The 22597-nt window shown below is 73.9% G+C and carries 19 protein-coding genes and 1 pseudogene; 13 read left to right on the top strand and 7 right to left on the bottom strand.

What is annotated here, in order from left to right; genetic code table 11:
- Positions 1–62: 62 nt before the first annotated feature.
- Positions 63–584, bottom strand: a complete 522-nt coding sequence (locus tag ACEZDG_RS21620) for a hypothetical protein (RefSeq protein WP_380512083.1) — start codon at positions 582–584, stop codon at positions 63–65.
- Between the two features lie 53 nt (positions 585–637).
- Positions 638–1129: a hypothetical protein gene (locus ACEZDG_RS21615; protein WP_380512081.1), complete on the bottom strand. Its 492-nt coding sequence runs from the start codon at positions 1127–1129 to the stop codon at positions 638–640.
- A gap of 110 nt (positions 1130–1239) precedes the next feature.
- Here ACEZDG_RS21615 and ACEZDG_RS21610 point away from each other — a divergent pair, with 110 nt between their 5' ends.
- Positions 1240–1770 carry a PadR family transcriptional regulator gene (locus tag ACEZDG_RS21610; protein ID WP_380512080.1) on the top strand — a complete coding sequence of 177 codons (531 nt, stop codon included), beginning with the start codon at positions 1240–1242 and terminating at the stop codon, positions 1768–1770.
- A gap of 37 nt (positions 1771–1807) precedes the next feature.
- Here the strand turns inward: ACEZDG_RS21610 and ACEZDG_RS21605 are convergent, their stop codons facing one another.
- The gene (locus ACEZDG_RS21605) at positions 1808–2650 is read right to left on the bottom strand and encodes a helix-turn-helix transcriptional regulator (protein WP_380512079.1); all 843 of its coding nucleotides are present in this window, start codon (positions 2648–2650) and stop codon (positions 1808–1810) included.
- 149 nt (positions 2651–2799) lie between these two features.
- Here ACEZDG_RS21605 and ACEZDG_RS21600 point away from each other — a divergent pair, with 149 nt between their 5' ends.
- From ACEZDG_RS21600 to ACEZDG_RS21585, 4 genes are read left to right on the top strand one after another with little or no spacing between them, the layout of a single operon-like run.
- The gene (locus tag ACEZDG_RS21600; RefSeq protein WP_380512077.1) at positions 2800–3822 is read left to right on the top strand and encodes an aldo/keto reductase; all 1023 of its coding nucleotides are present in this window, start codon (positions 2800–2802) and stop codon (positions 3820–3822) included.
- A gap of 44 nt (positions 3823–3866) precedes the next feature.
- Positions 3867–4826 carry a prolyl aminopeptidase gene (pip, locus tag ACEZDG_RS21595; protein WP_380512075.1) on the top strand — a complete coding sequence of 320 codons (960 nt, stop codon included), beginning with the start codon at positions 3867–3869 and terminating at the stop codon, positions 4824–4826.
- Positions 4823–6175 (top strand): sensor histidine kinase, encoded by a 1353-nt coding sequence (locus ACEZDG_RS21590; protein ID WP_380512073.1) that lies wholly within the window; start codon positions 4823–4825, stop codon positions 6173–6175. Before pip ends, ACEZDG_RS21590 begins: the two co-directional genes overlap by 4 nt.
- 53 nt (positions 6176–6228) lie before the next feature.
- Complete coding sequence (locus ACEZDG_RS21585; RefSeq protein WP_380512359.1) at positions 6229–6873, top strand: LuxR C-terminal-related transcriptional regulator; 645 nt, start codon at positions 6229–6231, stop codon at positions 6871–6873.
- A gap of 22 nt (positions 6874–6895) precedes the next feature.
- On the opposite strand, the gene ACEZDG_RS21580 is transcribed toward ACEZDG_RS21585, so the two are convergent.
- A complete protein-coding gene (locus tag ACEZDG_RS21580) occupies positions 6896–7741 on the bottom strand; it encodes a hypothetical protein (RefSeq protein ID WP_380512071.1) in 846 nt (281 codons plus the stop codon).
- 121 nt (positions 7742–7862) lie between these two features.
- On the opposite strand from ACEZDG_RS21580, the pseudogene ACEZDG_RS21575 reads away from it, so the two are divergent.
- A pseudogene (locus ACEZDG_RS21575) lies at positions 7863–8033 on the top strand (helix-turn-helix domain-containing protein); the annotation flags it as partial.
- 543 nt (positions 8034–8576) lie between these two features.
- Here the strand turns inward: ACEZDG_RS21575 and ACEZDG_RS21570 are convergent.
- A complete protein-coding gene (locus ACEZDG_RS21570) occupies positions 8577–8843 on the bottom strand; it encodes a GlsB/YeaQ/YmgE family stress response membrane protein (protein ID WP_380512070.1) in 267 nt (88 codons plus the stop codon).
- A 109-nt stretch (positions 8844–8952) separates the two neighbouring features.
- Positions 8953–9558 (bottom strand): TetR/AcrR family transcriptional regulator C-terminal domain-containing protein, encoded by a 606-nt coding sequence (locus ACEZDG_RS21565; RefSeq protein WP_380512068.1) that lies wholly within the window; start codon positions 9556–9558, stop codon positions 8953–8955.
- Between the two features lie 87 nt (positions 9559–9645).
- On the opposite strand from ACEZDG_RS21565, the gene ACEZDG_RS21560 reads away from it, so the two are divergent.
- From ACEZDG_RS21560 to ACEZDG_RS21535, 6 genes are all read left to right on the top strand, one after another.
- Positions 9646–10389 (top strand): alpha/beta fold hydrolase, encoded by a 744-nt coding sequence (locus tag ACEZDG_RS21560; RefSeq protein WP_380512066.1) that lies wholly within the window; start codon positions 9646–9648, stop codon positions 10387–10389.
- Positions 10390–10545: 156 nt separating this feature from the next.
- Positions 10546–11733 carry a glycosyltransferase gene (locus tag ACEZDG_RS21555; protein ID WP_380512357.1) on the top strand — a complete coding sequence of 396 codons (1188 nt, stop codon included), beginning with the start codon at positions 10546–10548 and terminating at the stop codon, positions 11731–11733.
- 65 nt (positions 11734–11798) lie between these two features.
- Positions 11799–15563, top strand: a complete 3765-nt coding sequence (locus ACEZDG_RS21550) for a choice-of-anchor D domain-containing protein (protein ID WP_380512065.1) — start codon at positions 11799–11801, stop codon at positions 15561–15563.
- Positions 15563–18364 (top strand): glycosyltransferase family 2 protein, encoded by a 2802-nt coding sequence (locus ACEZDG_RS21545; RefSeq protein WP_380512063.1) that lies wholly within the window; start codon positions 15563–15565, stop codon positions 18362–18364. The genes ACEZDG_RS21550 and ACEZDG_RS21545 overlap by 1 nt, the downstream gene beginning before the upstream one ends.
- A complete protein-coding gene (locus tag ACEZDG_RS21540; protein WP_380512061.1) occupies positions 18361–19896 on the top strand; it encodes an ArnT family glycosyltransferase in 1536 nt (511 codons plus the stop codon). The genes ACEZDG_RS21545 and ACEZDG_RS21540 overlap by 4 nt, the downstream gene beginning before the upstream one ends.
- A 61-nt stretch (positions 19897–19957) precedes the next feature.
- On the top strand, positions 19958–21400 hold the full coding sequence (locus ACEZDG_RS21535; RefSeq protein ID WP_380512059.1) for a PLP-dependent cysteine synthase family protein: 1443 nt from the start codon (positions 19958–19960) through the stop codon (positions 21398–21400).
- Between the two features lie 18 nt (positions 21401–21418).
- On the opposite strand, the gene cpt is transcribed toward ACEZDG_RS21535, so the two are convergent.
- Entirely contained in the window at positions 21419–21952 is a 534-nt protein-coding gene (cpt, locus tag ACEZDG_RS21530) for a chloramphenicol phosphotransferase CPT (protein ID WP_380512057.1), read from the bottom strand.
- Between the two features lie 54 nt (positions 21953–22006).
- Between cpt and ACEZDG_RS21525 the strand changes: the two genes are divergently transcribed.
- Positions 22007–22528 (top strand): MarR family winged helix-turn-helix transcriptional regulator, encoded by a 522-nt coding sequence (locus tag ACEZDG_RS21525; RefSeq protein WP_380512055.1) that lies wholly within the window; start codon positions 22007–22009, stop codon positions 22526–22528.
- Positions 22529–22597: the final 69 nt, after the last annotated feature.

Genomic DNA, 22597 nt, shown 5'->3' with positions numbered 1-22597 from the left:
CAGCGTCGGGAAACGTAAGACCCACCGCCCTTTTCCTGACGGTGTCGGCAGGTCGGCCGGTGCTACGGCGCGGGGGCCCGGCGCAGCACGAACGCGCGGGTGTTCGGGTTGACGCGGACCGGCAGTCGCGTGCCCTGCGCGGAGCGGCCGAACTCGAAGGCGGACACCTCATGGCTGGACTCGAAGGTCTCGAAGCCCGGTCCGGTGACCCGCAGCAGCAGCCGGACCTGGGGGTGGTCGTCGGCGGAGGCCCGGGCCGAGGCCACGGACAGGACCAGGGCGGTCGTATCGACGCCGACGGCCTCCAGTTGCAGCGTGGCCGCCCGCTCGTCGCGGGCGTTGACGATCGTGGAGAACCCGGTCCAGGCGACGATCAGCAGGACCAGGGCCAGCCCGACGGCCACCCACACCCACCCGCCCCGGGTCCCGCCCGCACCGGTCACCGCGCGCACCACGCAGAACCCGGCGCCGACCACCCCGGCCAGTGTCAGCACCGCGCCGACGGTGCAGGCGATCGCGGTGATCACCGGCCCCTTGGGCTCCATCAGCACAGGCTCCGGGGTTTCGACCACGATCGCAGGCATGCCGGCACCCTAACCGGACGCCGGAGGCAGGGATACGGCACCGAGCGGTCGCCCTACGCCCCCGTACCCACCCCCGCCGCCACCTCGGCCTCTGACGCCGCGTCGGCCCGCACCGCCGGGCGGCGTACCGCCCCGGCGATGGTGCGGCCGATCAGCGGGGTGCCGACCAGCGTGGGCAGGATCCAGGCGAGCACGGAGCCGAAGCCCAGGTTGACGACCAGGAAGGCGGTGACGAAGGAGACGTACGAGCCGCACATCAGCCCGATGTGCCAGGCCAACCAGCCGTCGAAGCCCCGCCGCCGTACCCACCAACCGCCCAGCGCGGCGCCCCAGGTGGCAGTGCCGATGACGCCCAGCCACCACAGCGCGGGCTTGTACGCCACCAGCCCGAAGGCGCTGAGGCACAGCGCGGCGGTGGCCCCCTGATAGGCCCGGCCGACCCGGGGATGCAGCCCCGGGCCCTTGCGCGCGAGCATCGCCACCGGACCCAGCAGCAGTCCCGAGCTGCCGGCGACGACATGGACGACGAGTACCCAGGTGTGCATGGTCGGCCCCTCCCCCTGATATGCCACAGTGGACCGTCGGTTGCGGATGGCACCGTCCACTGTGGACTATCAGGCCATCGTCCACTGTGGACTGTCAAGGGGAACAAGCCATGCCCGTCGAGCTCAATCCGACCGCGGCCTCACTGCTCGGCTTCCTGCACGCCGGGCCGGCCAGCGGTTATGAACTGATGGGCACGGCCGAGGTGTTCATCGGCGACTTCTGGAGCCTGACCCGCAGTCAGGTCTACCGGGAGCTCGCCGCCCTCGCCGAACGCGGCCTGGTGGACGTCGGCGCCACGGGTGCGCGTTCCCGTCGCCCCTACCGGCTCACCGAAGCCGGCCGCGAGGCCTTCGCGGCCTGGCTCGCCGAACCGCCCGGCACCGAGCAGATCCGCTACCCGCTCCTGCTGACCCTGGCCTTCGGCGAGCACCTCGACACCGAACGCCTGCTCAGCTACGTGGCAGCGCACCGCGAGGAGCACCGACGCCGCCTCGCCGAGTACCAGGCCACCGCCGCAACCCCCGGCCTGGACCGCTACCAGCGCGCCACCCTCACCTTCGGCACCCACTACGAACGCGCCGTCCTCGCCTGGATGGACGAACTCCCCGACCTGCTGTCGCCGGAGGCCGCCGGCCCCTGACCCGCCCGCGGGTCGGGCGCAGCCTGGTGACGGCTGCTCAGCCGTGGGTCAGGTTCTGGAGGCCGACCACGCGGAGGAGTTCCAGGCGCTCGTGGGACTCGCTGCCGGGGCGCGCGGTGTGGACGACCAGGCGCTGGTCGTGCTCGGGGCTCAGCAGGACCTCGCAGTCCAGTTCCAGCAGGCCGACGACCGGGTGGCAGAAGCGCTTGGTGGCGGCGCGGCGTACGGCGACCTCGTGGGTGTCCCACAGCGTCGAGAACTCCTCGCTGCGGGCCCGGAGCCGCCGTACCAGCCCGGCCAGCCGGGCGTCGTCGGGGTGGCGGGCGGCGGCGGCGCGCAGGTCCGCCACCGCCACCCGGGCGGCGTGCTCGCGGTCCTCGGCCGGGAAGAGTTCCCGCGCGGCGGGGTCGGTGAAGTAGCGCCAGACGATGTTGTGCTCCGCCTCGGGACGGGCGGACGCGTCCCCGTGCAGCGCCTTGGCCATCGGGTTCTGGGCGAGGATGTCGCCGCTGTCGCTGACCACCTGGGCGGGGGTGTCGGTCAGCCGGTCGAGGACCAGCAGCAGGCCGGGGCGGACGTGCGTGGTGGTCGGCCGGTTGCGCGGCGGTTCCTCCCCGGCCAGGTGGAACAGGTGGTCCCGTTCGTCGCCGGTCAGCCGCAGCGCGCGGGCGACGGCGGCGAGCATCTGGCGGGACGGGCGGGAGCCCCTGGCCTGCTCCAGCCGGGTGTAGTGGTCGGTGGACATGCCTGCCAGCTGCGCCACCTCCTCGCGCCGCAGCCCCGGCGTGCGGCGCCGCGCGCCCTGCGACAGCCCCACGTCGGCGGGGGCGAGCCGGGCGCGGCAGTGGCGCAGGAAGTCGGCCATCTCGGTTCTGTCCACCCCTCCACCATGCCCCGGACGCCGCCGCCCAGCCAGGGACAGCCCGTTCCAGGACCAGGACGTCTCTCCCGCCCCGGCCCGCACCGCCGCAGGCTGGAGGCAGCAGCGAAGAAACCCGGAAGCAGAAGAGACCCGGAAGCAGGTGTCCCATGCAGTACCGCACCCTCGGCAGGACCGGCATCAAGGTCAGCCCCTATGCGCTCGGCGCACTGATGTTCGCCACCTCCGTCGGCAATCCCGATCCCGACGACTCGGCCCGCATCATCCACCGGGCGCTGGACGCGGGCATCAACCTGATCGACACCGCCGACGCCTACGGGGACTCCGAGGAGGTCGTCGGCAGGGCGCTCAAGGGGCGGCGGGACGATGTCGTCCTCGCCACCAAGGTGGGCCGCCCGACGGGCGAGGACCCGAATCAGCAGGGCGGCTCGCGGCGCTGGATCGTGACCGCGGTCGAGAACTCGCTGCGCCGGCTGCAGACCGACCACATCGACCTCTACCAGGTCCACCGGCCGGACCCCGGCACGGACATCGAGGAGACCCTCTCCGCGCTCTCCGACCTGGTCCGCAGCGGAAAGGTCCGGGCGATCGGGACGTCCTCGCTGCCGGCCTCCGACATCGTCGAGGCCCAGTGGGTCTCCGAGCGGCGCGGTCTGGAGCGGTTCCGCACCGAGCAGCCGCCGTACTCGCTGCTCAGCCGGGGCATCGAACGCGAGGTGCTGCCGGTCGCCCAGCGCCACGGGCTGGGCACGCTGGTCTGGGGCCCGCTCGGGCAGGGGCTGCTGACCGGACGGGTCCGCAAGGGCCGGCCGAACGAACTGAGCCGCGCGGGCTTCTTCCAGCACCTCAACGACGAGCGCCGGCTCGACGCCGTCGAGCAGTTCATCACGCTCGCCGGGGAGGCCGCCCTGCCGCTGACACACCTCGCCCTGGCGTTCACCATCGCCCACCCCGGCGTGACCAGCGCGATCGTCGGGGCACGGACCATGAGCCAACTGGACGACCTGCTGGCCGGTCTCGACGTGACGCTCTCCGACGACCTGCTCGACCGGATCGACGCGATCGTCCCGCCGGGCAGCGACGTCGGCACGCTGGACCAGGCGTACCTGCCGCCGGCCCTCCAGCAGCCGGGCCTCCGCCGCCGACCGGTCAGTGAACGCGCCGCCGCCTAACCGCCCCGGTACCGGGCACCAACGCTCCCGTAGGATCCACGACTATGGTTGACCTCTACCCACCGACCGGCCCCTACGACAGTGGATTCCTCGATACCGGCGACGGCAACCGCGTCTACTACGAACAGCTCGGCAACCCCGAAGGCAAACCTGCCCTGAACGTCCACGGCGGCCCGGGGTCGGGTGCCACGGAACGGCCGACCAGGGCCTGGGATCCCGAGCGCTACCGGGTCATCCGCTTCGACCAGCGCAACTGCGGGCGCAGCACCCCGCACGCCAGCGATCCGGCCGCGGACATGAGCCTGAACACCACGCAGCACCTGATCGACGACATGGAGCAGTTGCGCGAGCACCTGGGCATCGAGCGCTGGCTGCTGAACGGCGCCTCCTGGGGCTCGACGCTGGTCCTGGCCTATGCGCAGCAGCACCCCGAGCGGGTCACCGAGATGGTCATCCCGGCCGTGACCACGACCCGCCGCGCCGAGACCGAGTGGCTCTACCGGGGTGCCGGGCGGTTCTACCCCGAGGCGTGGGACCGGTTCCGCGACGGCGTCCCCGCGGACGAACGCGACGGCGACCTGCTCGCGGCGTATGCGCGGCTGATGGAGAACCCCGACCGGGCGGTCCGGGAGAAGGCCGCCGCCGACTGGCTCGCCTGGGAGGACGCGGTCGTCTCGGACGAGCCCAACGGCGTGCCGGGCATGTACAGCGACCGCGAGGTCGACGCACAGATCGCGTTCGTCCGGATCTGCGCCCACTACTTCAGCAACGGCGCGTGGCTGGAGGAGGACCAGATCCTGCGCAACGCCCACACCCTGGCCGGGATCCCGACGGTGCTGGTGCACGGCCGGCACGACATGGGCAGCCCGGTGCAGACGGCGTGGGAGCTGGCGAAGGGCTGGCCGGACGTGCGGCTGCACATCATCGAGGACTCCGGGCACGCCGGCAGCGACGCGATGGGGCAGGCGGTCCGGGACGCCATCGAGGAGTTCAAGGACCGGTGACCCTCAGCGCGCACCGCCAGGGGCCTTCCCCGGCCCCGGCCCCGGCCTCAACCCGGGCCGGGGCCGCCGTCCGCGTCGCGCGCCGCACGCTGCTGGAGTCGCTGTACCTGCTCACCGCGCCGCTCACCGCCCTGCTCGGCCTGCTCCTGGTGGCCGGCGGCCTGTGCCTGGGAACGGCCGCGTCGCTGCTGCCGGCCGGGTCGTCCGTCGCGGCCAGGGCTCTCGCGCTGGCGCGGTGGCCCGGTGACCTGGAGTGGTGGCGGATCGGCACGGTACGGCCCCGGCCCGGCGGGACGCAGGGCCCGGGCCAGCGGCCGAGGTCCAAGGAGACGGCCGACGCGGCCGACCCGGGGCTGTGGCTGGACCTGGCGCACGCGGTTGTGGTGCTCCCCGTCGTGCTGGTCACCTCGCTGCTGACGGGGCTGTGGTGGTTCATCGCGGTCGGCACCGCCACCTACCCGCTGCGCAACAGCCGGATCCCGCCCGGGGCGCTGCGGCCGATGACCCTGCACGTGGGCAGCGGCCAGTCCCAGGTCGCCCTGAGCCTGGGGCTGACCTCGCCGCCCGGGCGGCTCGCCTTCGCGCTCACCGTCGCCGTGCTGCTGCTGGCCACCCTGCCGCTGGTGACCCGGGTGTGCGTGGCTGCCCAGGCCGGTCTCGGGCAGGTGCTGCTGTCCAACATGTCCGCGTTGCACCGCAGGATCAGCGGGCTTGAACAGGAGCGCGACACCGCCCGGGCGCAGGCCGTCGCGGCGGTGACGGCCGAGGCCGCCGCGCTGCGCCGGCTCGAACGCGATCTGCACGACGGGCCGCAACAGCAGTTGGTCCGGCTGGCGATGGAACTGGGCCGCGCCCAGCACCACTTCGACACCAGGCCGGAACTCGTCCGGGCCGCCCTCGCCGAGGCGGTGGTCCGGACCCAGGAGGCGCTGGACGAGCTCCGGGCCCTGTCCCGGGGCATCGCCCCGCCGCTGCTGGCCGACCGGGGACTGCGCGAGGCGCTCGCCGCCCTGGCCGCGCGCTGCGTCGTCCCCGCCGCCCTCGACGCCGACCCCCTCGGCGGCCGGCTGGACCCGGCGGTCGAGACCGCCGGGTACTTCGTGGTGGCCGAGGCGCTGACGAACGTGGCCAAGCACAGCCACGCCCGCCGCTGCACGGTCGGCCTGCGCCACGCCGGGGGAACCCTGCGGGTCTGGGTGACCGACGACGGGGTGGGCGGCGCGTCCCTGGCCAAGGGGCACGGGCTGCAGGGCCTGGCCGACCGGGTGCGGGCGGTGGGCGGCCTGCTGCGGGTCGACAGTCCCGAGGACGGCCCGACCACCGTCACCGCGGAGCTGCCATGTCGCTGACCTCGGACGGATCGGCCCCCCGCGCAGCCTCCGCGCCCGCGCCCCGGGAGCCGCTGCGGATCGTCGTCGCCGACGACTCGGTGCTGCTGCGCGAGGGACTGGTGCGACTGCTCAGCGAGGACGGCCACCAGGTGCTGGCGGCGGTCGGTGACGGCCCCGCCCTGGTCGAGGCGGTGCTCGCGCACCGCCCTGACGTGTCGGTGGTCGATGTCCGGATGCCGCCCACGCACACCGACGAGGGCCTGCGGGCGGCGATCACCGCCCGCGGCCGACTGCCCGGCGCCCCGGTGCTGGTGCTGAGCCAGTACGTGGAGGTCTCCTATGCCGCCGACCTGCTCGCGGACGGCTCCGGCGCGGTCGGCTACCTGCTGAAGGACCGGGTCGCCAGGGTCGAGGAGTTCCTGGACGCCCTGGGCCGGGTCGCCCGCGGCGCGACGGTGCTGGACCCGCAGGTCGTCGCCCAGTTGCTGGCCGGACAGCGCCGTGACGATCCGCTGGACGCGCTGACCGCGCGGGAACGGCAGTTGCTGGGGCTGATGGCCGAGGGCCACTCCAACGCGGCCATCGCCCGGCGGCTGGTGCTCTCCAACAGCGCGGTGGAGAAGCACATCGGCAATGTCTTCGCCAAGCTCGGCCTACCGCCGGACGAATCCCAGCACCGCCGGGTGCTCGCCGTCCTCGCCTACCTCAACGGCTGACGGACCCTCATCCGACGGCCCCTCACCAGCCGCCCTGGAAGAAGGCCAGCAGCGCCGGCGCGGGATCGGCCGTGGTGCCGATGTTCGCCACGGCGACCACCACGGCGCCCAACGCAAGCAGGGCCGCGAGCAGGCCGAAGGAGCGGAACAGGCGTCTGGCCCGCCGGTCCGACGCCTCCGTTCGGGCGAACCTCCGCCACGACAGCACGCTCCACCCGGCCAGCGCGACCGCCACGAGCGGGGCGGCCACGGCTATCACCGCGTGGTAGCGGCCGAAGTCGCCGACCATCACCTCGACCGCGGCCGGGGCCTGGCCACCGCCGTGCGGGTAGTCGGCCAGGCGCTGCCTGACCTGGTCGAGCGTGTCGGCGAGTGCCCCGTGGGACGTGTGCATCGGCAGCATCGACAGCAGGGAGGAGAAGGGCGCTATCGCCCCCTGGACATTGGCCATGACCGCCGCCAGGGAGACCAGCGCCAGCGCCAGGACGACGACCCCGGCGGACGCGAGAGCCGCCCTGCGTCCGGCCCCGAGGGTCTGTCCGGCTCGCAGGAACGCCTGCCAGAGCCGGACGCCGAGCGCGATCAGCGCGGCCAGCAGCAGCGCGGCGGCCACCGCCTTGACCTCGTGGAAGTGGCGCCAGTAGCCGACCATCCGGCCCAGGTCCGGCGTGAAGTCCCGGCCGCCGGAGTTCCAGTAGCCGACGAACGACTCGGAGAGGCGGTCGATGAGGTGGTGCTGATCGCCGAAACCGCCGCCCGACAGGTTCGCCGCCAGCGGGCCGGGGACGAGGACGAAGGCGGCGACGAGGGCCGCGGCGAGGGCTGCGAGCAGCGCGGACGCGGTAGTGGATCGTGAGCTTGTTCCCATGCGGACGACCCTGTCGCACCGCTGCCCGCCCGGTCACTGCGGTCCGCCATCCAGCTGGGGTGTGGCCTGCCACACCCCCCGGCGGTTAGCGATGTTATGAACAGCAGGTTAGCGTTGAGCCATGTCCAGAGATCGATCCTCCGCGGCGGACAGTCGCGAACGCATCATCGCCGCCGCCCTGGCGCTCCTCAACGAGCAGGGCCGCGAGGCGGTCTCCACCCGGGCGGTCGGCGCCGCGGCCCATGTGCAGGCCCCGACGATCTACCGCCTGTTCGGGGACAAGCAGGGCCTGCTGGACGCCGTGGCCGCGCAGGGCTTCGCCGCGCACATCCCGGACAAGCTCGCCCTGGAGTCCGACGGCGACCCGGTGGACTACCTGCGCGCCGGCTGGGAGATGAACATCTCCTTCGCCCTGGACAACCCCGCCCTCTACTCCCTGATCTACGGCGAGCCGCGCCCCGGGGTGCAGGTCGAGGCGGCCGAGATCGCCGCCAGGATCCTGGCCGACGCCGTCCAGCAGATCGCCGCTGCCGGCCGTCTGCGCGTCGACCAGGAGCTGGCCGTCCAACTGGTGCACGCCGGCGGGCGCGGCGTTGCACTGGAACTGCTCTCCCGCACACCGGAGCAGCGCCACCCCGCGCTGATCTCCGCCGGACGGGAAGCGGTGATCGCGGCGATCACCACCGACGCCCCGCTCGGACCGGGCGAGGCCGGCCCGGTCACCGCCGCGGTCGCACTGGGCGCGGTGCTGTCCCGGGCCACGGTGCTGACCGTGAACGAACGCGCCCTGCTGCAGGAGTGGCTGGACCGCATCACCCGTCCGGACCCGACCGGGTCAGGCGTGCCGGCGCCCGGTGGCCATCCGGTAGATCACCAGGACCACGATCGCGCCGACGACCGAGGTCACCCACGTCGAGAGGTCGAAGAACCCGTCCATCGGGTGGATGTGGAAGAGCGCCGAGGCCAGGAAGCCGCCGAGTAGCGCGCCGACGATGCCCAGCAGGGTCGTGACGATCAGGCCGCCCGGGTCCCGGCCCGGCATGAGCGCCTTGGCGATGAGACCGGCCAGCAGGCCGAGGACGATCCACGCGATGATTCCCACAACAGGCTCCTCTGTTCAGTGCGCGACCCGCTGTCGGATATCGCGTCGAGCCGCTCCTGCCCCCGGCCCGGCATCAAAAACAGAACACATTGGCGAATCAGGGAAGCCCTCAGGAAAGCCGTAGTCCCCTGATGATGAGCGCGAGGCCGGAGGCGAAGGCCTGGTCCCGCGAGGCGGGCCGATTCGCCTGCCACTCCCACAGATTGGGGTGCAGGGTCGGCTCGAACCGCACCGGCGGCGCCACCGCGGCCGGGGACACGGCCTGCTCCTGGAGCACAAAGCCGGTGACATAGCTGGTGACGGTGTCACCGAAGTACGCCGCCTCGGTCAGGGTGAGCCCGGCGGCGCGCATCAGGGCCAGGCCCTGTTCGGCGACCTCGACGGCGGCGCCGCTCAGCGCCAGGTGGCCGACCACCACCCGGGCGCCGTCGCGGTGGGCGAGCAGGGCCCGGCGCAGCCGGTGGGCGAAGGCGCCGGTCTGTTCGGCCCAGTCGCCATTCACATCCTCCCAGCCCGGTTCGGGGACGAACACCTCCCGCAGGATCTCGTCCGCGATTGCGCTCAGCAGTTCGCTCTTGCTCCGTACGTGCCAGTACAGCGCGCCGGGCTGCACGCCCAGACGGGTCGTCAGCGCCCTGGTGGTGAGCCGGTCCAGGCCCACCTCGTCGAGCAGCCCGACGGCGGCCCGGACGACGTCCTCGCGGTGCAGTGCCATAACACTTGAGCTTAGCTCAAGAAATCGGGCTATCATCGACCTGAGCAACGCTCAAGTCGATGGCTTGGAACCGGTGGGGAGAACGGCATGGGGCAGTACGCGACGGTCAACGGCCTGCGGACCTACTACGAGACCCTCGGCGAAGGCGACCCGCTGGTCCTGCTGCACGGCGGCGGGGTGACCGCGGACAGCTGGTACGCCCAACTGCCCTTCCTGGCACAGTACTTCACGGTCTACGCGCCGGAACGGCGCGGACACGGGCGGACGCCCGACGTCGAGGGGCCGGTGACCACGGACCTCATGGCCGACGACACCGCGGCGTTCCTGGAGACACTGGGCACCGGCCCGGCGCACCTGGTCGGCTGGAGCGCCGGCGGCACGGTCGCCCTGCGGCTCGCGCTGCGCCGCCCCGACCTGGTCCGCACGCTGACGCTGATCAGCACCGCCCTGAGCCGGGACGCCTCCACCCCGGCCGACCTGGCCCTGGTGCACGGCCCTGACACCGAGGCCCTGGCGGCGCTGTTCCGACCGCAGTACGAGCCGCTCTCGCCGGACGGCCCCGGTCACTTCCCGGTGGTCTTCGCCAAGTGGCTGCGGATGTGGCGCGAGGAGCCCGACGTCGAACTCTCCGCCCTCGCAGGGCTGTTGATGCCGGTGCTGGTGATGCAGGGTGACCACGACGGCCTCCGGGTCGAGTACAGCGCCGCCGCTGTCGCCGCCCTGCCGGACGCCCGGCTCGCGGTCGTGCCCGGCACCACCCATGCGCTTCCGCTGGAGAAGCCGGCCCTGGTGAACCAGCTCCTGCTGGACTTCCTCGCGCCCGCCGGATAGCCGGGAGATGTCGGCGCCGTAACCGGGAACGGGGGGCGCGGCATGGATTCAGGACTGCCTGGCTGATTACAACTACCGCTTATTTCACGGTAATTGAGTCTCTGTTAAACCTTTACCGGATCTCCGTGACTCCCTTTCTGATGCTATTCACTGGTCCTGCGGTCACCCAGGACATCAGAAGGGGCTTCCCCCATGCTCGAACCTGCCAGTGCGCCACCGCCCGATTTCACCGTGCTCATACCGACCTACAACGAGCAGGAGAACGTCGCGGAGCTGCTGCGGCGGCTGGTGGCAGCCCTGTCGCCGAGACACGACGGCGGCCCGGTGCCACGGCTGCTGTTCGTCGACGACAGCACGGACCTCACCCCGGTCCTGCTGCGCGAGGCGGCGGCGGACTGCCCGCTGCCGATCACCGTGCTGCACCGGGAGACGCCCGAGGGCGGCCTCGGCGGAGCGGTGGTGGCGGGGCTGCGGGAGGCCACCGGCGCCTGGGCGGTGGTGATGGACGCCGACCTCCAGCACCCGCCCGCGCTGGTCCCCGAGCTGGTCGCCGCGGGCCGGAGCGGGCAGGCCGACCTGGTCGTGGCGAGCCGCTACGCCCAGGGCGGCAGCCGGCAGGGCCTGTCCGGGGCGTACCGGCTGGTGGTGTCGGGGGCCTCGACGTTGCTCGCCAAGCTGCTCTTCCCGCGTGAGCTGCACCGGATCAGCGACCCGATGAGCGGCTTCTTCGCGGTGCGGCTGGCGGCGGTGGAGCCGATGGCGCTGCGTCCGCTGGGCTACAAGATCCTGATGGAGCTGGCGGTCCGCTCCCGGCCGCGCCGGGTGGCCGAGGTGCCGTACCGCTTCGGCGAGCGCTTCGCCGGCGAGTCGAAGTCCACGGTCAGGGAGGGACTGCGGTTCCTGCGGCACCTGGCGATGCTCAGGCTCTCCACGCCGGGCGGCAGGGCCATCGCCTTCGCCCTGGTCGGGCTGTCCGGGGTGCTGCCCAACCTGGGCCTGCTGCGGCTGCTGACCAGCGGCGCGGGCATGCACTACCTCCCGGCGGAGGTGCTGGCCAACCAGGGCGCGCTGCTGTGGAACTTCGCGCTGCTGGAGCTCACCGTGTTCCGCGACCGCCGCACCCGGCACTGGGCCAGCCGGGCCGGCCGGTTCTGGCTGCTCGGCAACGCCGACCTGCTGCTGCGGGTGCCGCTGCTGGCGCTGCTGGTCGGCGGGCTGGGGATGGGGGTGCTGTGGGCCACCGCGCTGTCCCTGGTGGTCTCCTTCGCCGTCCGCTTCCTGATCGCGGAACGCTCCATCTACCTCCCGCAGCGCGTTCCGACTCCGACGAGCGCCACCACGTAGGCACTCAGCCACCACCGCGCCAGGGCACCACCCGCACCACTCAACCGCTGTCCGGGGGGACGACGATGCCGCACGCGACCGCGCACGGCCGGATCGGAGCAACAGCGGGCGCCCTGGCGCTGACGCTGCTGGCGCTGTTCGGCATCGTCACCAGTACCGCGCACGCCGAAGTCGGCACCGTGTCCGTCGACAACCTCCGCACCGGTTGGGACTCCGACGAACCCGGCCTCAGCCCGGCCTCGGTCCAGGCCTCCGACTTCGGACGGCTCTTCGCCACCCAGCTGGACGGCCAGATCTACGCCCAGCCGCTCAGCGTCGGCGGCGTCCTGATCGTCGCCACCGAGAACGACAAGGTCTACGGCCTGGACGCGGCGACCGGCGCGATCCGCTGGACCCGCGACGTCGGCCCGTCCTGGCCCGCCTCGGCCATCGGCTGCGGCGACCTGGTCCCGAACATCGGCGTCACCTCGACCCCCGTCTACGACCCGGCCACCGACGCCGTCTACTTCACCAGCAAGGTCGACGACGGCCCGGACCAGCTGCACCCGCACTACTACCTGCATGCCGTGGACCCCGCCGACGGCGCCGAGCGGGCCGGCTTCCCGGTGACCATCACCGGCTCCCCCGAGGCCGACCCCAGCCTGCCCTTCGACGCCGCGCACCAGCTGCAGCGGCCGGGGCTGCTGCTCCTGGACGGCGTGGTCTACCTGGGCTTCGGCGCGCACTGCGACTTCGGCCCCTACCGCGGCTATGTGGTGGGGGTGAGCACCAGCACCGCCCGGATCACCTCCATGTGGGCCACCGAGATGGGAGCCAGCAACGACGGCGGCGGCATCTGGGCGGCCGGTGGCGGGCTGGTCTCGGACGGTCCGGGACGGATCTTCCTGGCCACCGGAAACGGCATCAACCCGCCCACCGGACCCGGCAGTTCACCGCCCGGTACGCTCTCCGAATCGGTGGTGCGGCTGCAGGTCGGCCCGGACGGCGACCTCGCCGCGGCGGACTTCTTCAGCCCCTCCGACGCCCCGACCCTGGACCTCAACGACACCGACCTGGGCTCCGGCGGCGGCATGGGCCTGCCGGACGGCTTCGGCACGGCCGCGCACCCGCACCTGCTGGTGCAGCAGGGCAAGGACGGCCGGGTGTTCCTGCTCGACCGCGACCAGCTCGGCGGCCGTTCCCAGGGCCCCGGCGGCAGCGACGCCGTGGTCGGCAGCACCGGGCCGTTCCAGGGGCAGTGGGGCCACCCGGCCTTCTGGGGCGGCGACGGCGGTTATGTCTACCTGGTCGACAACGGCAGCCCGCTGCGCGCCCTGAAGTACGGGGTCACCGGCGACGGCCGACCGGCGCTGACCGCCACCGGCACCAGCAAGGACAGCTTCCCGTACACCAGCGGCTCGCCCGTGGTCACCTCCACCGGCACCGCCTCCGGCAGCGCCCTGGTCTGGGTGGTCCAGTCCGGCGGACCCACCGGGGAGGACTCCACCCTGCGCGCGTACCGCCCGGTGCCGGACGCCGACGGGACGCTGGACCTGGTCTGGTCCGCCCCGATCGGCACCGCGTCCAAGTTCTCGGTGCCCGCGACCGACGGCGGCCGGCTCTACCTGGGCAACCGGGACGGGCTGCTGATGGCCTTCGGCCGCCCGGCGGCCACCGCCGTGAACGGTTCCCCGGTGGACTTCGGCGGCGTCGCCGTCGGCGCGACCGGCCGTGCCACCGCGACCCTGACCGCCACCCGGACGGTGACGCTGACCGGGCTGACCGCCTCCGCGCCGTTCGGGGTGACCCCGCCCGCGCTGCCGCTCCAGCTGACGGCCGGTCAGCAGCTGACCGTCCCGGTGACGTTCAGCCCGACCTCGGCCGGGAGCAGCAACGGCGTGCTGCAGGCCGTCACCGACGCCGGATCGCTCGGGCTGGGCCTGACCGGCACCGGCACCCGGGCCGGTCTGCTGGCCGCCCCCGCCCAGCTCGCCTTCGAGGACGAGCCGACCGGCAGCAATGAGACCCTCAACGTCCAGATCAGCAACACCGGGACGGCACCCGAGACGATCACCTCGGCGCAGGCCCCGGCCGCTCCGTTCAGCACCGCCGGACTGCCCGCCGTGGGCAGCACCGTGGCCCCCGGAGCCTCACTGGTGGTCTCGGTCAGCTACGCCCCGACCGCGGCCCGCGCCGACAGCTCCGCGCTGGTCCTGGGCAGTACCTCGGGCACGCTCACCGTGCCGGTCAGCGGCCAGGGTGTGGCCGGGCAGGGGCAGTTGGTGTTCAACCCGCCGACGCTGTCCTTCGGCAGCCTCGCGGTCGGCGGCAGCAGGACCGCCGGCTTCGACCTCACCAACACCGGCAACCTGCCGGTGACGATCAGCAAGGCCAAGGCCCCCGACAGCGACTTCAGCAGCACCGACCCGCTGGCCGAGGGGCTGGTGATCGGGCCCGGGCAGGTGGTGCACCAGACCGTGACCTTCACGCCCACCGCGCCCGGCGCCCAGACCGCGACCTACGAGGTCACCGGGGACGCCGGGCAGGGCGCCATGCTGGAGCAGCTCACCGGCGCCGGCACCGGTACGCTGCCGGCCCCGGCTCCCGCCGCCGGGCCGGGAAAGCCCGGCTGGACCGCCAACGGCAGCGCGGTGCTGCCCGGCGACGGCAGCGTCTCGCTCACCCCGGCGACCACGCTGAGCGCCGGCTCCTCCTTCTACGACCGGCCGGTCCCCAGCGCCGGGCTCACCGCCGCCTTCACCGCCGCCCTCGGCCCCGGCACCGGAGCCGACGGCGAGGGGCTGATGCTGCTCGACGCCTCCCGGAGCACCCCGGCCGGGCTGGGCGTCGCGGGCGGCGGTCTCGGCTCCTCCGGGCTGCCGGGCATCTCGGTGGACCTGGTGACCTCCTGGAACACCCAGGTGGGCTCGGGCAACTTCGTCGGAGTGAGCGCCGGCGGCACCGGCGACAACCTCAGCTACCTCGCCACCGCCCCGGTCCCGACCAACTTGCGCAGCGGCACCCACCGGGTGGTGGCCACCGTCAGCGGCACCCGTCTGACGGTGAGTGTGGACGGGACGCAACTGCTGGACACCACCCCGCCGCTGCCCGCCTCGGTGTTCCCGGGCTTCACCGCCGCCACCGGGGCCGGGGCCGACGCCCACCGGGTCAGCGACATCAGCATCAGCACCGGACCGCCGGCGGCCGTCGGCACCACCGTCCCCGGCCCGACCGACCCGAGCTGGACCCGCAACGGCCAGGCCGCGCTGGACGGCGACACCCTCGCCCTCACCACCGCGGCCTCCGGCTACGGGGCCGGGTCCTCGTTCTACCCCACCCCGGTGCCCAGCGCCGGACTGCATGCCTCGTTCACGGTCCGGCTCGGCGGCGGCACCGGCGGCGACGGGCTGGCGCTGGTCCTGCTCGACCCGGCCCGGGCCGACGCCACCGCCCTGGGCCAGCCCGGCAGCGGCCTCGGCTTCGTCGGGCTGCCGGGCACCGCCGTCGCGCTGACCACCTCCTGGAACGGCGCGGTGGGCTCCGGCAACTTCCTCGGTTTCACCACGTCCGCCCCCGGCGCAAGCGGCGACCCGGTGTTCCTGGCCACCGCCGTGGCGCCGACCCCGCTGCGCACCGGGACCCACCTGCTCACCGTCGACTGCACCGGCGGCCATCTGCTCGCGGCCCTGGACGGCACCCCGCTGCTGGACCGTGCCGTGGCCCTCCCGCCGACCGTGCTGCTCGGCTTCACCGGGGCCAACGGCGGCAGCAACGACGACCACCTGATCAGCGCGGTGTCCCTCACCGCCGGACCGCAGCAGTCCACCGTCAGCCACTCCGGAGGCAACTGATGAGCACTCAGCTCAGCACGGCCGAGACCGGCAGTTTCAGCACGGCCGAGACCGGCAGCTTCACCACCGCGACCCCGCCGCGCCCCTACCGGGAGCCGGGCCGGCGCACGGTGTGGGCCAGCCGGGTGGTCATCGCCCTGGCCGCCGCCGCCATCGCCTGGTTCCAGCCCGGCCCGCTGCTGGCCCTGGCCACCCTGCTGCTCGGGGTGGGCTTCGCCTGGGTCGGCGGCTGGCACGGCCGCGAACTGCGGCTGATCGCCCTGGCCCTGGGCGTCTATGTGAGCGCGGTGGACTACCTGTCCTGGCGGCTCTCGGTGCTCTCCTGGGCCGGCTGGTGGATCGGCGTCCCGCTGTTCCTGGCCGAACTGCACGCCGCCGTGCACACCGTGGGCCTGCACGCCACCGTCTGGCCGCACCGGCCGCGCCGCGCCCGGCAGGACCTGGACCCCTCCCGGCTGCCGGTGTTCGTCTTCGTGCCGACCGTGGACGAGGGCACCGCGGTGGTCGAGGCCACCCTGCACGGGGTGCTGGCCGCCCGCCGCCGCTATCTGGCCGAGTTCCCGCACGCCGCGATCACCGTCCTGGTCTGCAACGACGGCGGTGTCGCCGGGGCGGACTGCAGCGACGCGGTCGAGCAGCTCTGCGCCCGGCTCGACGTCCGCTGCGTCACCAGGACGGTCGGCGGCGGGGCCAAGGCCGGGAACATCGAGCACGCCCGGCAACTGGTCGGCGGCAGCGGCGACGCGCTGCTGGTGGTGTTCGACGCGGACCAGGTCCCCCGCGAGGACTTCTTCCTGCACAGCCTGGCGCCGATGGCCGACGCCACCGTCGGCTGGGTGCAGTCGGGGCAGTTCTACGGCAACCGGCACAACCCGGTGGCCCGTTGGGCCGACGACCAGCAGTCGCTGTTCTACCGGCTGCTCTGCCCCGGCAAGGCGCTGCACGACTCCGCGTTCATCTGCGGCACCAATGTGGTGCTGCGGGCGGCGGCGCTGGACGAGATCGGCGGGCTGCCGACCGACTCGGTGACCGAGGACTTCGCCGCCTCGATCCGGCTCGCGCCGCGCTGGCACAGCGTCTACCTGCCGGAGGTGCTGGCGGTCGGACTCGGCCCGGTCGACCTGCCCTCCTACCTCAAGCAGCAGGAGCGCTGGGCCCGGGGCACCCTCTCGGTGCTCCGCTCGCACTGGCGCGACCTGCTGCTGCCCCGGCGCGGCGGCCTGCGGGCGCAGCAGCGGTTCCAGTACGGGCTGGCAGTGACCCACTACCTGGCCGGGGTCCGCGACCTGGTGTTCCTGGTCGCGCCGGTGCTCTACCTGGCGACCGGCGCGACCGGGGTGCGCGGCGCGACCCTGGGCTCGTTCCTGGCCCACTTCGTGCCGTACTACCTGCTGGCCACCCTGGCCTTCGCGCACGCCGCCTGGCGGACCACCAGCTGGCGCAGCGTGGTGGTCGGCTTCGGCTCCTTCCCCGCGCTGATCCGGGCCGCCTGGATGACCCTGGTCGGCACCCGGGGCCTGTTCACCATCACCCCCAAGCAGCGCACCGCCGCCTCGCCCTGGCGCACCGCCCGCTGGCACCTGGCCGCCCTCGCCGCCTGCCTGGGCTCGCTGGGCCTGGCGGTGGCGCTGCGCCACTCCCCCGCGTACTACCTGGCGGCGTTCTGGCTGGTCTACCTGTGCGTGATGATCGGCTCGCACCTGTGGCTGGTGCTGCAGGACGCCCGCGCGGCCCGTACCGCCGCACGCTCCCCGGCCGCGGCGGAGGAACCCCCGCTGGTGGTGCGCGGTGAGGGACCGTCAGCGCCGCGCCGCCCCCGGCCGTCCGGACGGCGGCGGCTGCCCCGCCGCCGGGCCGCCTGGATCGGGCTGGGCGTGACCGCCCTGGTCGGCGCGGCCGTGCTCGGCACGCTCAGCACCGCGGGGGCGGCGTCCACCGGCGGCGGCCCCGCGCCGCTGGCCCGGCCCGCGCATCCGCGCGCCGGGCTCGGCAGCGCGACGCTGGGCCAGAGCGGCACGCTCAGCGCGGCCCTCGGCGTCAGCTTCGGCGTCCAGGGCCGTACCCAGGAGCTCGGCGCGAGCCTGGACACCGACTGGGCCGAGGCCGTGCGCACCGGGGGCGGGGTGCCCTGGATCACCCTGGTCATCTCCAGGAACGGCAGGGGCGGCCTCGACTCCTCACTCACCGCCGTGGCCAACGGGGTCGACGACGCCGCCCTGCTCCGCTGGGGCCGCTCGCTCGCCGGCTACGCCCACCCGGTCTACCTCACCGTGCTCCCCGAGGACGACCGCGACTACGCGATCAGCTCCGCCGTGGCGCGCGGCGGCATCCCGCAGGACTCGGCCCGGGCCTGGCAGCACATCAGAAAGCTGCTGCGGCAGGCCGGGGCGAGCAACGCGGCCCTGGTCTGGAACCCGGCCGACCCGGCCCACGACCGTCCCTACGCCCCCGCGCCCGGCAGCGTGGACGCCGTCGGCGTCACCCTGTTCGAGTACCCGGGCACCCGCTGGACCGATCCGGCCGCCGCCCTCGCCGAGGCCGCCGCCGCCCACCCGGGCAAACCGCTGCTGGTCACCACGAGCGTCGCCGGGGCCCCCGAGCAGCGCGCGGCCTGGCTGGACCGGCTCGGCGCCGCGGTCGCCGACCGCCGGGACGTCGCCGCCGTGGTCTACCAGCTCACCGGCCCGGAGACCGACACCGCGTCGGCCGCCGCCCGACGCTGGTCGCCCCTCACCGACCCGCTCACCGGCGCCGCCGCCGCCCGGCTGCTGCGCGGACTCCCGGAAGGCAGTGGACGTTGACCACCCTGCTCCCACTCGCCGGACGGCGCCCCGCGCTCCCGGCCGCCGTCCGCCCCCGCCGACCGCTGCTGGTCCGGCTGCCGCTGCTGTGCCTGCTGGCACTGCAGGCGGTGCTCAGCTGGCGGCTCCAGAACAGCGCCTTCCAGGACGAGTCGCTCTACCTCTACGCCGGGCACCGGGAGATCGCCCTGCTGCTGCACGGCACCCCCACCTACGACAACTACGCCTCCTACTTCTCCGGCGCGCCGTTCTTCTACCCGGTGCTGGGCGCGATGGCGGACCGCTTCGCCGGCCTGGCCGGGGCCCGGGCGCTCAGCCTGCTGTTCATGCTGGCCTGCACGGTGCTGCTGCACGGGCTGGCGCGGCGGCTGTTCGGCCGCCGCGCGGCGCTGATGGGCGCGGCGCTGTTCGCGCTCAGCGGCCCGGTGCTGTTCCTCGGCCACCTCGCCACCTATGACGCGATGGCCCTGTTCCTGCTGGCGGTCGGCGCCTGGACGGCCGTGCGGGCGGCCCGGCTGCCCTGGCCGGTGACCGCGTTGGTGGGCGTGCCGCTGGCCCTGGCCGGGACCGCCAAGTACGCGGCGCTGCTGTTCGCCGGGACGGTGCTCGGGCTGGTGGCATTGGCCGCGCTGCCGGAACGCGGGCTGCGGCAGGCGCTGCTGCGCGGCCTGCTGGCGCTCGGCAGCGCCGTCGGCTGCGCGGCGCTGGTCCTGCTGCTCGCCGGGCACTCCTTCCTGGCGGGGGTCCGCAGCACCACCACCGCCCGGCAGGCCGGCACCGACTCCACTCCGCTGCTGCTGCGGCTCTCCGCCGAGTACGGCGGACTGGTGCTGCTGCTGGCCGTGGTCGGCACGGTCCTGCTGGTCCGGGCCGGGACCGGGCGCCAACGCACCGCCCGGCTGCTGCTCGCCGGGCTGCTCACCGGCACCGCGCTGCTCGCCCCCGCCTACCAGGTGCACCTGCACACCCTCACCTCGCTGCACAAGCACATCGGCTTCGGCCTCTTCTTCGCCGCCCCGGTCGCGGGCTACGGCCTCGCCCGCATCGCCGACGTCGGCCACTACAGCCCGCGCCGCCTCGGCATCGCCCTCGGCGTCTGCCTGCTGGCCACCGAACTGGGCATCTCGCAGTCCGCCGCGCTGTTCCGGCAGTGGCCCGACTCGACCCGGCTGGAGCAGGTGCTGCGCACCCAGATCCGCCCGCAGACCGGCCACTACCTGGTCGAGGAGGCGGAGGTGCCGCGCTACTACCAGGCCGCGCTGGCCCAGCCGTACCAGTGGAGCGGCACCTACTTCTTCGCCTACACCGACAAGAAGGGCGAGCACCTCACCGGCGTCCCCGCCTACCGCGCGGCCCTCACCGAGGACTACTTCGACCTGGTCGTCCTCCGCTACGGCCCCACCGCCGGCCTGGACCGCCAGATCGACAGCGCACTGACGACCGGTCACGGCTACACCCTCATCGCCACCGTCGCCGCCGACAGCAGCTACGGCCGGGGCACCTGGTTCGTCTGGCGACCCAACCGCGACTGAGTGGCCCCCGCCCCGATACGGTGACGATCGAGGTGGCGCCGACGCAGTCCTGAGGAGAACCGTGGCCAGATACGAGTCCGTGCTCGAGTCGATCGGCGGGACGCCGCTGATCCGGCTGACCCGGGCCGCCCAGGGCCTGCGCCCGCGCATCTACGTGAAACCGGAGTGGCAGAACCCCGGCGGCAGCGTCAAGGACCGGGCGGCACTGGCGATGCTGCGCCAGGCCGAGGCCGACGGCTCGCTCCGCCCGGGCGGTGTCGTGGTCGAGGTCACCAGCGGAAACACCGGCATCGGGCTCGCCCTGACAGCCGCCCACCTCGGCTACCGGGCGGTGATCTTCACCAGCTCCATGATCGCCCAGGAGAAGCGGGACCAGTTCGCCGCCTACGGGGCCGAACTGCGCCTGGTGGACGCCTTCGTCCCCAGGGACCACCCCGACAGCCTGCGCTCGCAGGGCGAGCGCTTCGTCGCCGAGACCCCGGGCGCGTGGCTCGCCCAGCAGTACGACAACCCGGCCAACCCGGCCGCCCACTACACGTCCACCGGCCCCGAGGTCTGGGACGACACCGACGGCACGGTCACCCACTTCGTCGCCACGGTCGGCACCGGCGGCACCATCTCCGGCACAGGCCGCTACCTCAAGGAGGTCAGCGGCGGCCGGGTCCAGGTCATCGGCGCCGACCCGATCACCTCCCGCTACTCCGGCGGCGACGGCAGCCAGAAGTACATCGAGGGCGCCGGCCACTTCGTCCACCCCGAGACGGCCGTCGACGAATGGCCGAAGTCACTGGACCTCGGGGTGATCGACCGCTACCTCCCGGTCGAGGACCAGGACGCGATCGACGCCGTCCGGGAGCTGGCCCGCACCGAGGGCGTCCTGGCCGGCGGTTCGTCAGGAGTCGCGCTGGCGGCGGCCCTCGAGCTCGCCGAGGACCTCACCGAGGACGACACCGTCGTGGTGCTGCTCCCCGATTCCGGCCGGGCCTACCTCTCGACCTACTTCAACGACAGCTGGCTCGCGGCCGGCGGCTTCACCGGACCGGCGCCCCTGACCCCGGTCGAGGGCCCGACCGTCGGCGACCGGGCCACCCCGACGCCGCTGGTCGAGCGGGACGAGACCGTCGCCGGGGCGCTGCGACGGCTGGACGCGGACGGCCACGCGGACGACGGCCCGGTGCTGGTGGTCTACCGGCGCGAGGGACGCGTCCTGGCCCCGCACGCCTCCGACATCCTCGGCTGGACCACACCCGCCCGGCTGCGCGGCGCGGCCACGGTCGCCGAGACGGTCCAGCCGCTCGGACCCAGGCTGGGCACCGGCCTCCCCCTCACCGCCCCCGCCGTGACCGGCTGGGACGGCGGAGACGGGAGCGACGGCGACGGCAGCCTCGCCCTGGTCCTCGCCCGCGGCCGGGTGACCGGAACCGTCAGCCGCCAGGCGCTGCGCGACCAGCCGACAGCTGCCGGGCCCATGGTGTCCGCAGCGTCCGGGCAGACCGCACACTGACCGCCGCCCGACGCCCCGTCACTTCACCCGGGCGGCGATGGCCCGCGCGCACGCGATCGCCTCGGCCCGGGCGGTGTCGACCTCCAGGTCGTAGGCCACGCCCCGGTGGACCAGCTCCGCCTGGGACGCGGCCATCCCGATGGTCCGATCCCCCCGGGCGACCTCGCGGCCCGCGGCCACCGCGGCGTCGCACCTGACGCCGACCCACAGCACCGCCAGGCCGCCCAGAGCCCGCTGCCACCGCCGCTGCGACTCCGCTCCGCCGAGGAACACCTCGTCGACCACGACCCGGGCGCCCGCCCGGGCCATCGCGGCGACCCCCTCGATCCAGGCCGCCTCCAGCGCCCGGAACTCCGGCCCGACGGTCACCTCCCCGTCCGCGGCGAACCCGATCCCGCCGTCCGACACCTGCATGGACGCCGGCATGGCGTCCACCAGCGTGTCCGTCCCGAGGGCCAGCCACGGATCCGGCAGCACCGCCTGCAGGCACCGTACGATGCCGGACTTCCCCGAACTGGACCCGCCGTTGAGCACGATCACCTGAGTCGTCACCCCGCCACAGTAGAACCACCGGACCCGCCAGGGGCCGCCGCGTAACCTGGTCGGATGAGCTCATCAGGGACCGGGTCCGCCGCGACGCCGAACGCGCCCTCCGCCGCACCGGAACTGGCCCGCCTGGAGGTCGCCCTGTCGGCCCTGGTGCGGTGGAGCGAGAGCAAGCACACCCGGGCCGAGGTGGCCCGCCGCTCGGGAGCCGACATCCCGCCGAGCGCGCTGCGGCTGCTGGAGCACTTCGACGCGGCCGGGGCGATGCGGGTGTCGGACATCGCGGACTGCCTGCGGATCGACATCTCGACCGTCTCGTTGCAGCTCCGCCAGCTCAAGGCCGACGCACTCGTCAGCCGCCACCGGGATCCGGCCGACGGCCGCTCCGGAGTGATCGCCATCAGCCCGGAGGGCCGCCGCGTCCTCCAGCGGATCCGGGCCGCCCGCTGCGAACTGCTCGCCGAGGCGCTGACCCAGGCGTCACCGGGCGAACTCGACCGGGCCGCCGACGTGCTGATCCAGCTTCAGGACCACATGCTGGCCGGGATGGTCGAGGCGGGATACGTGACGGCGGCCGAGTGATCGCAACCGACTGACCGCGGCGCGCATCCACGCTACGGTTTGAGTGCCACCTGCAGAAGGGCTCCGCCG

Origin of the sequence: Streptacidiphilus alkalitolerans (genome assembly GCF_042511045.1) — a bacterium.
In the GTDB taxonomy this organism is placed as follows: Bacteria; Actinomycetota; Actinomycetes; order Streptomycetales; family Streptomycetaceae; genus Streptacidiphilus; species Streptacidiphilus alkalitolerans.
Note: the sequence above shows the minus strand (reverse complement) of the source record. Positions and strands in the feature narration are given on the sequence as shown.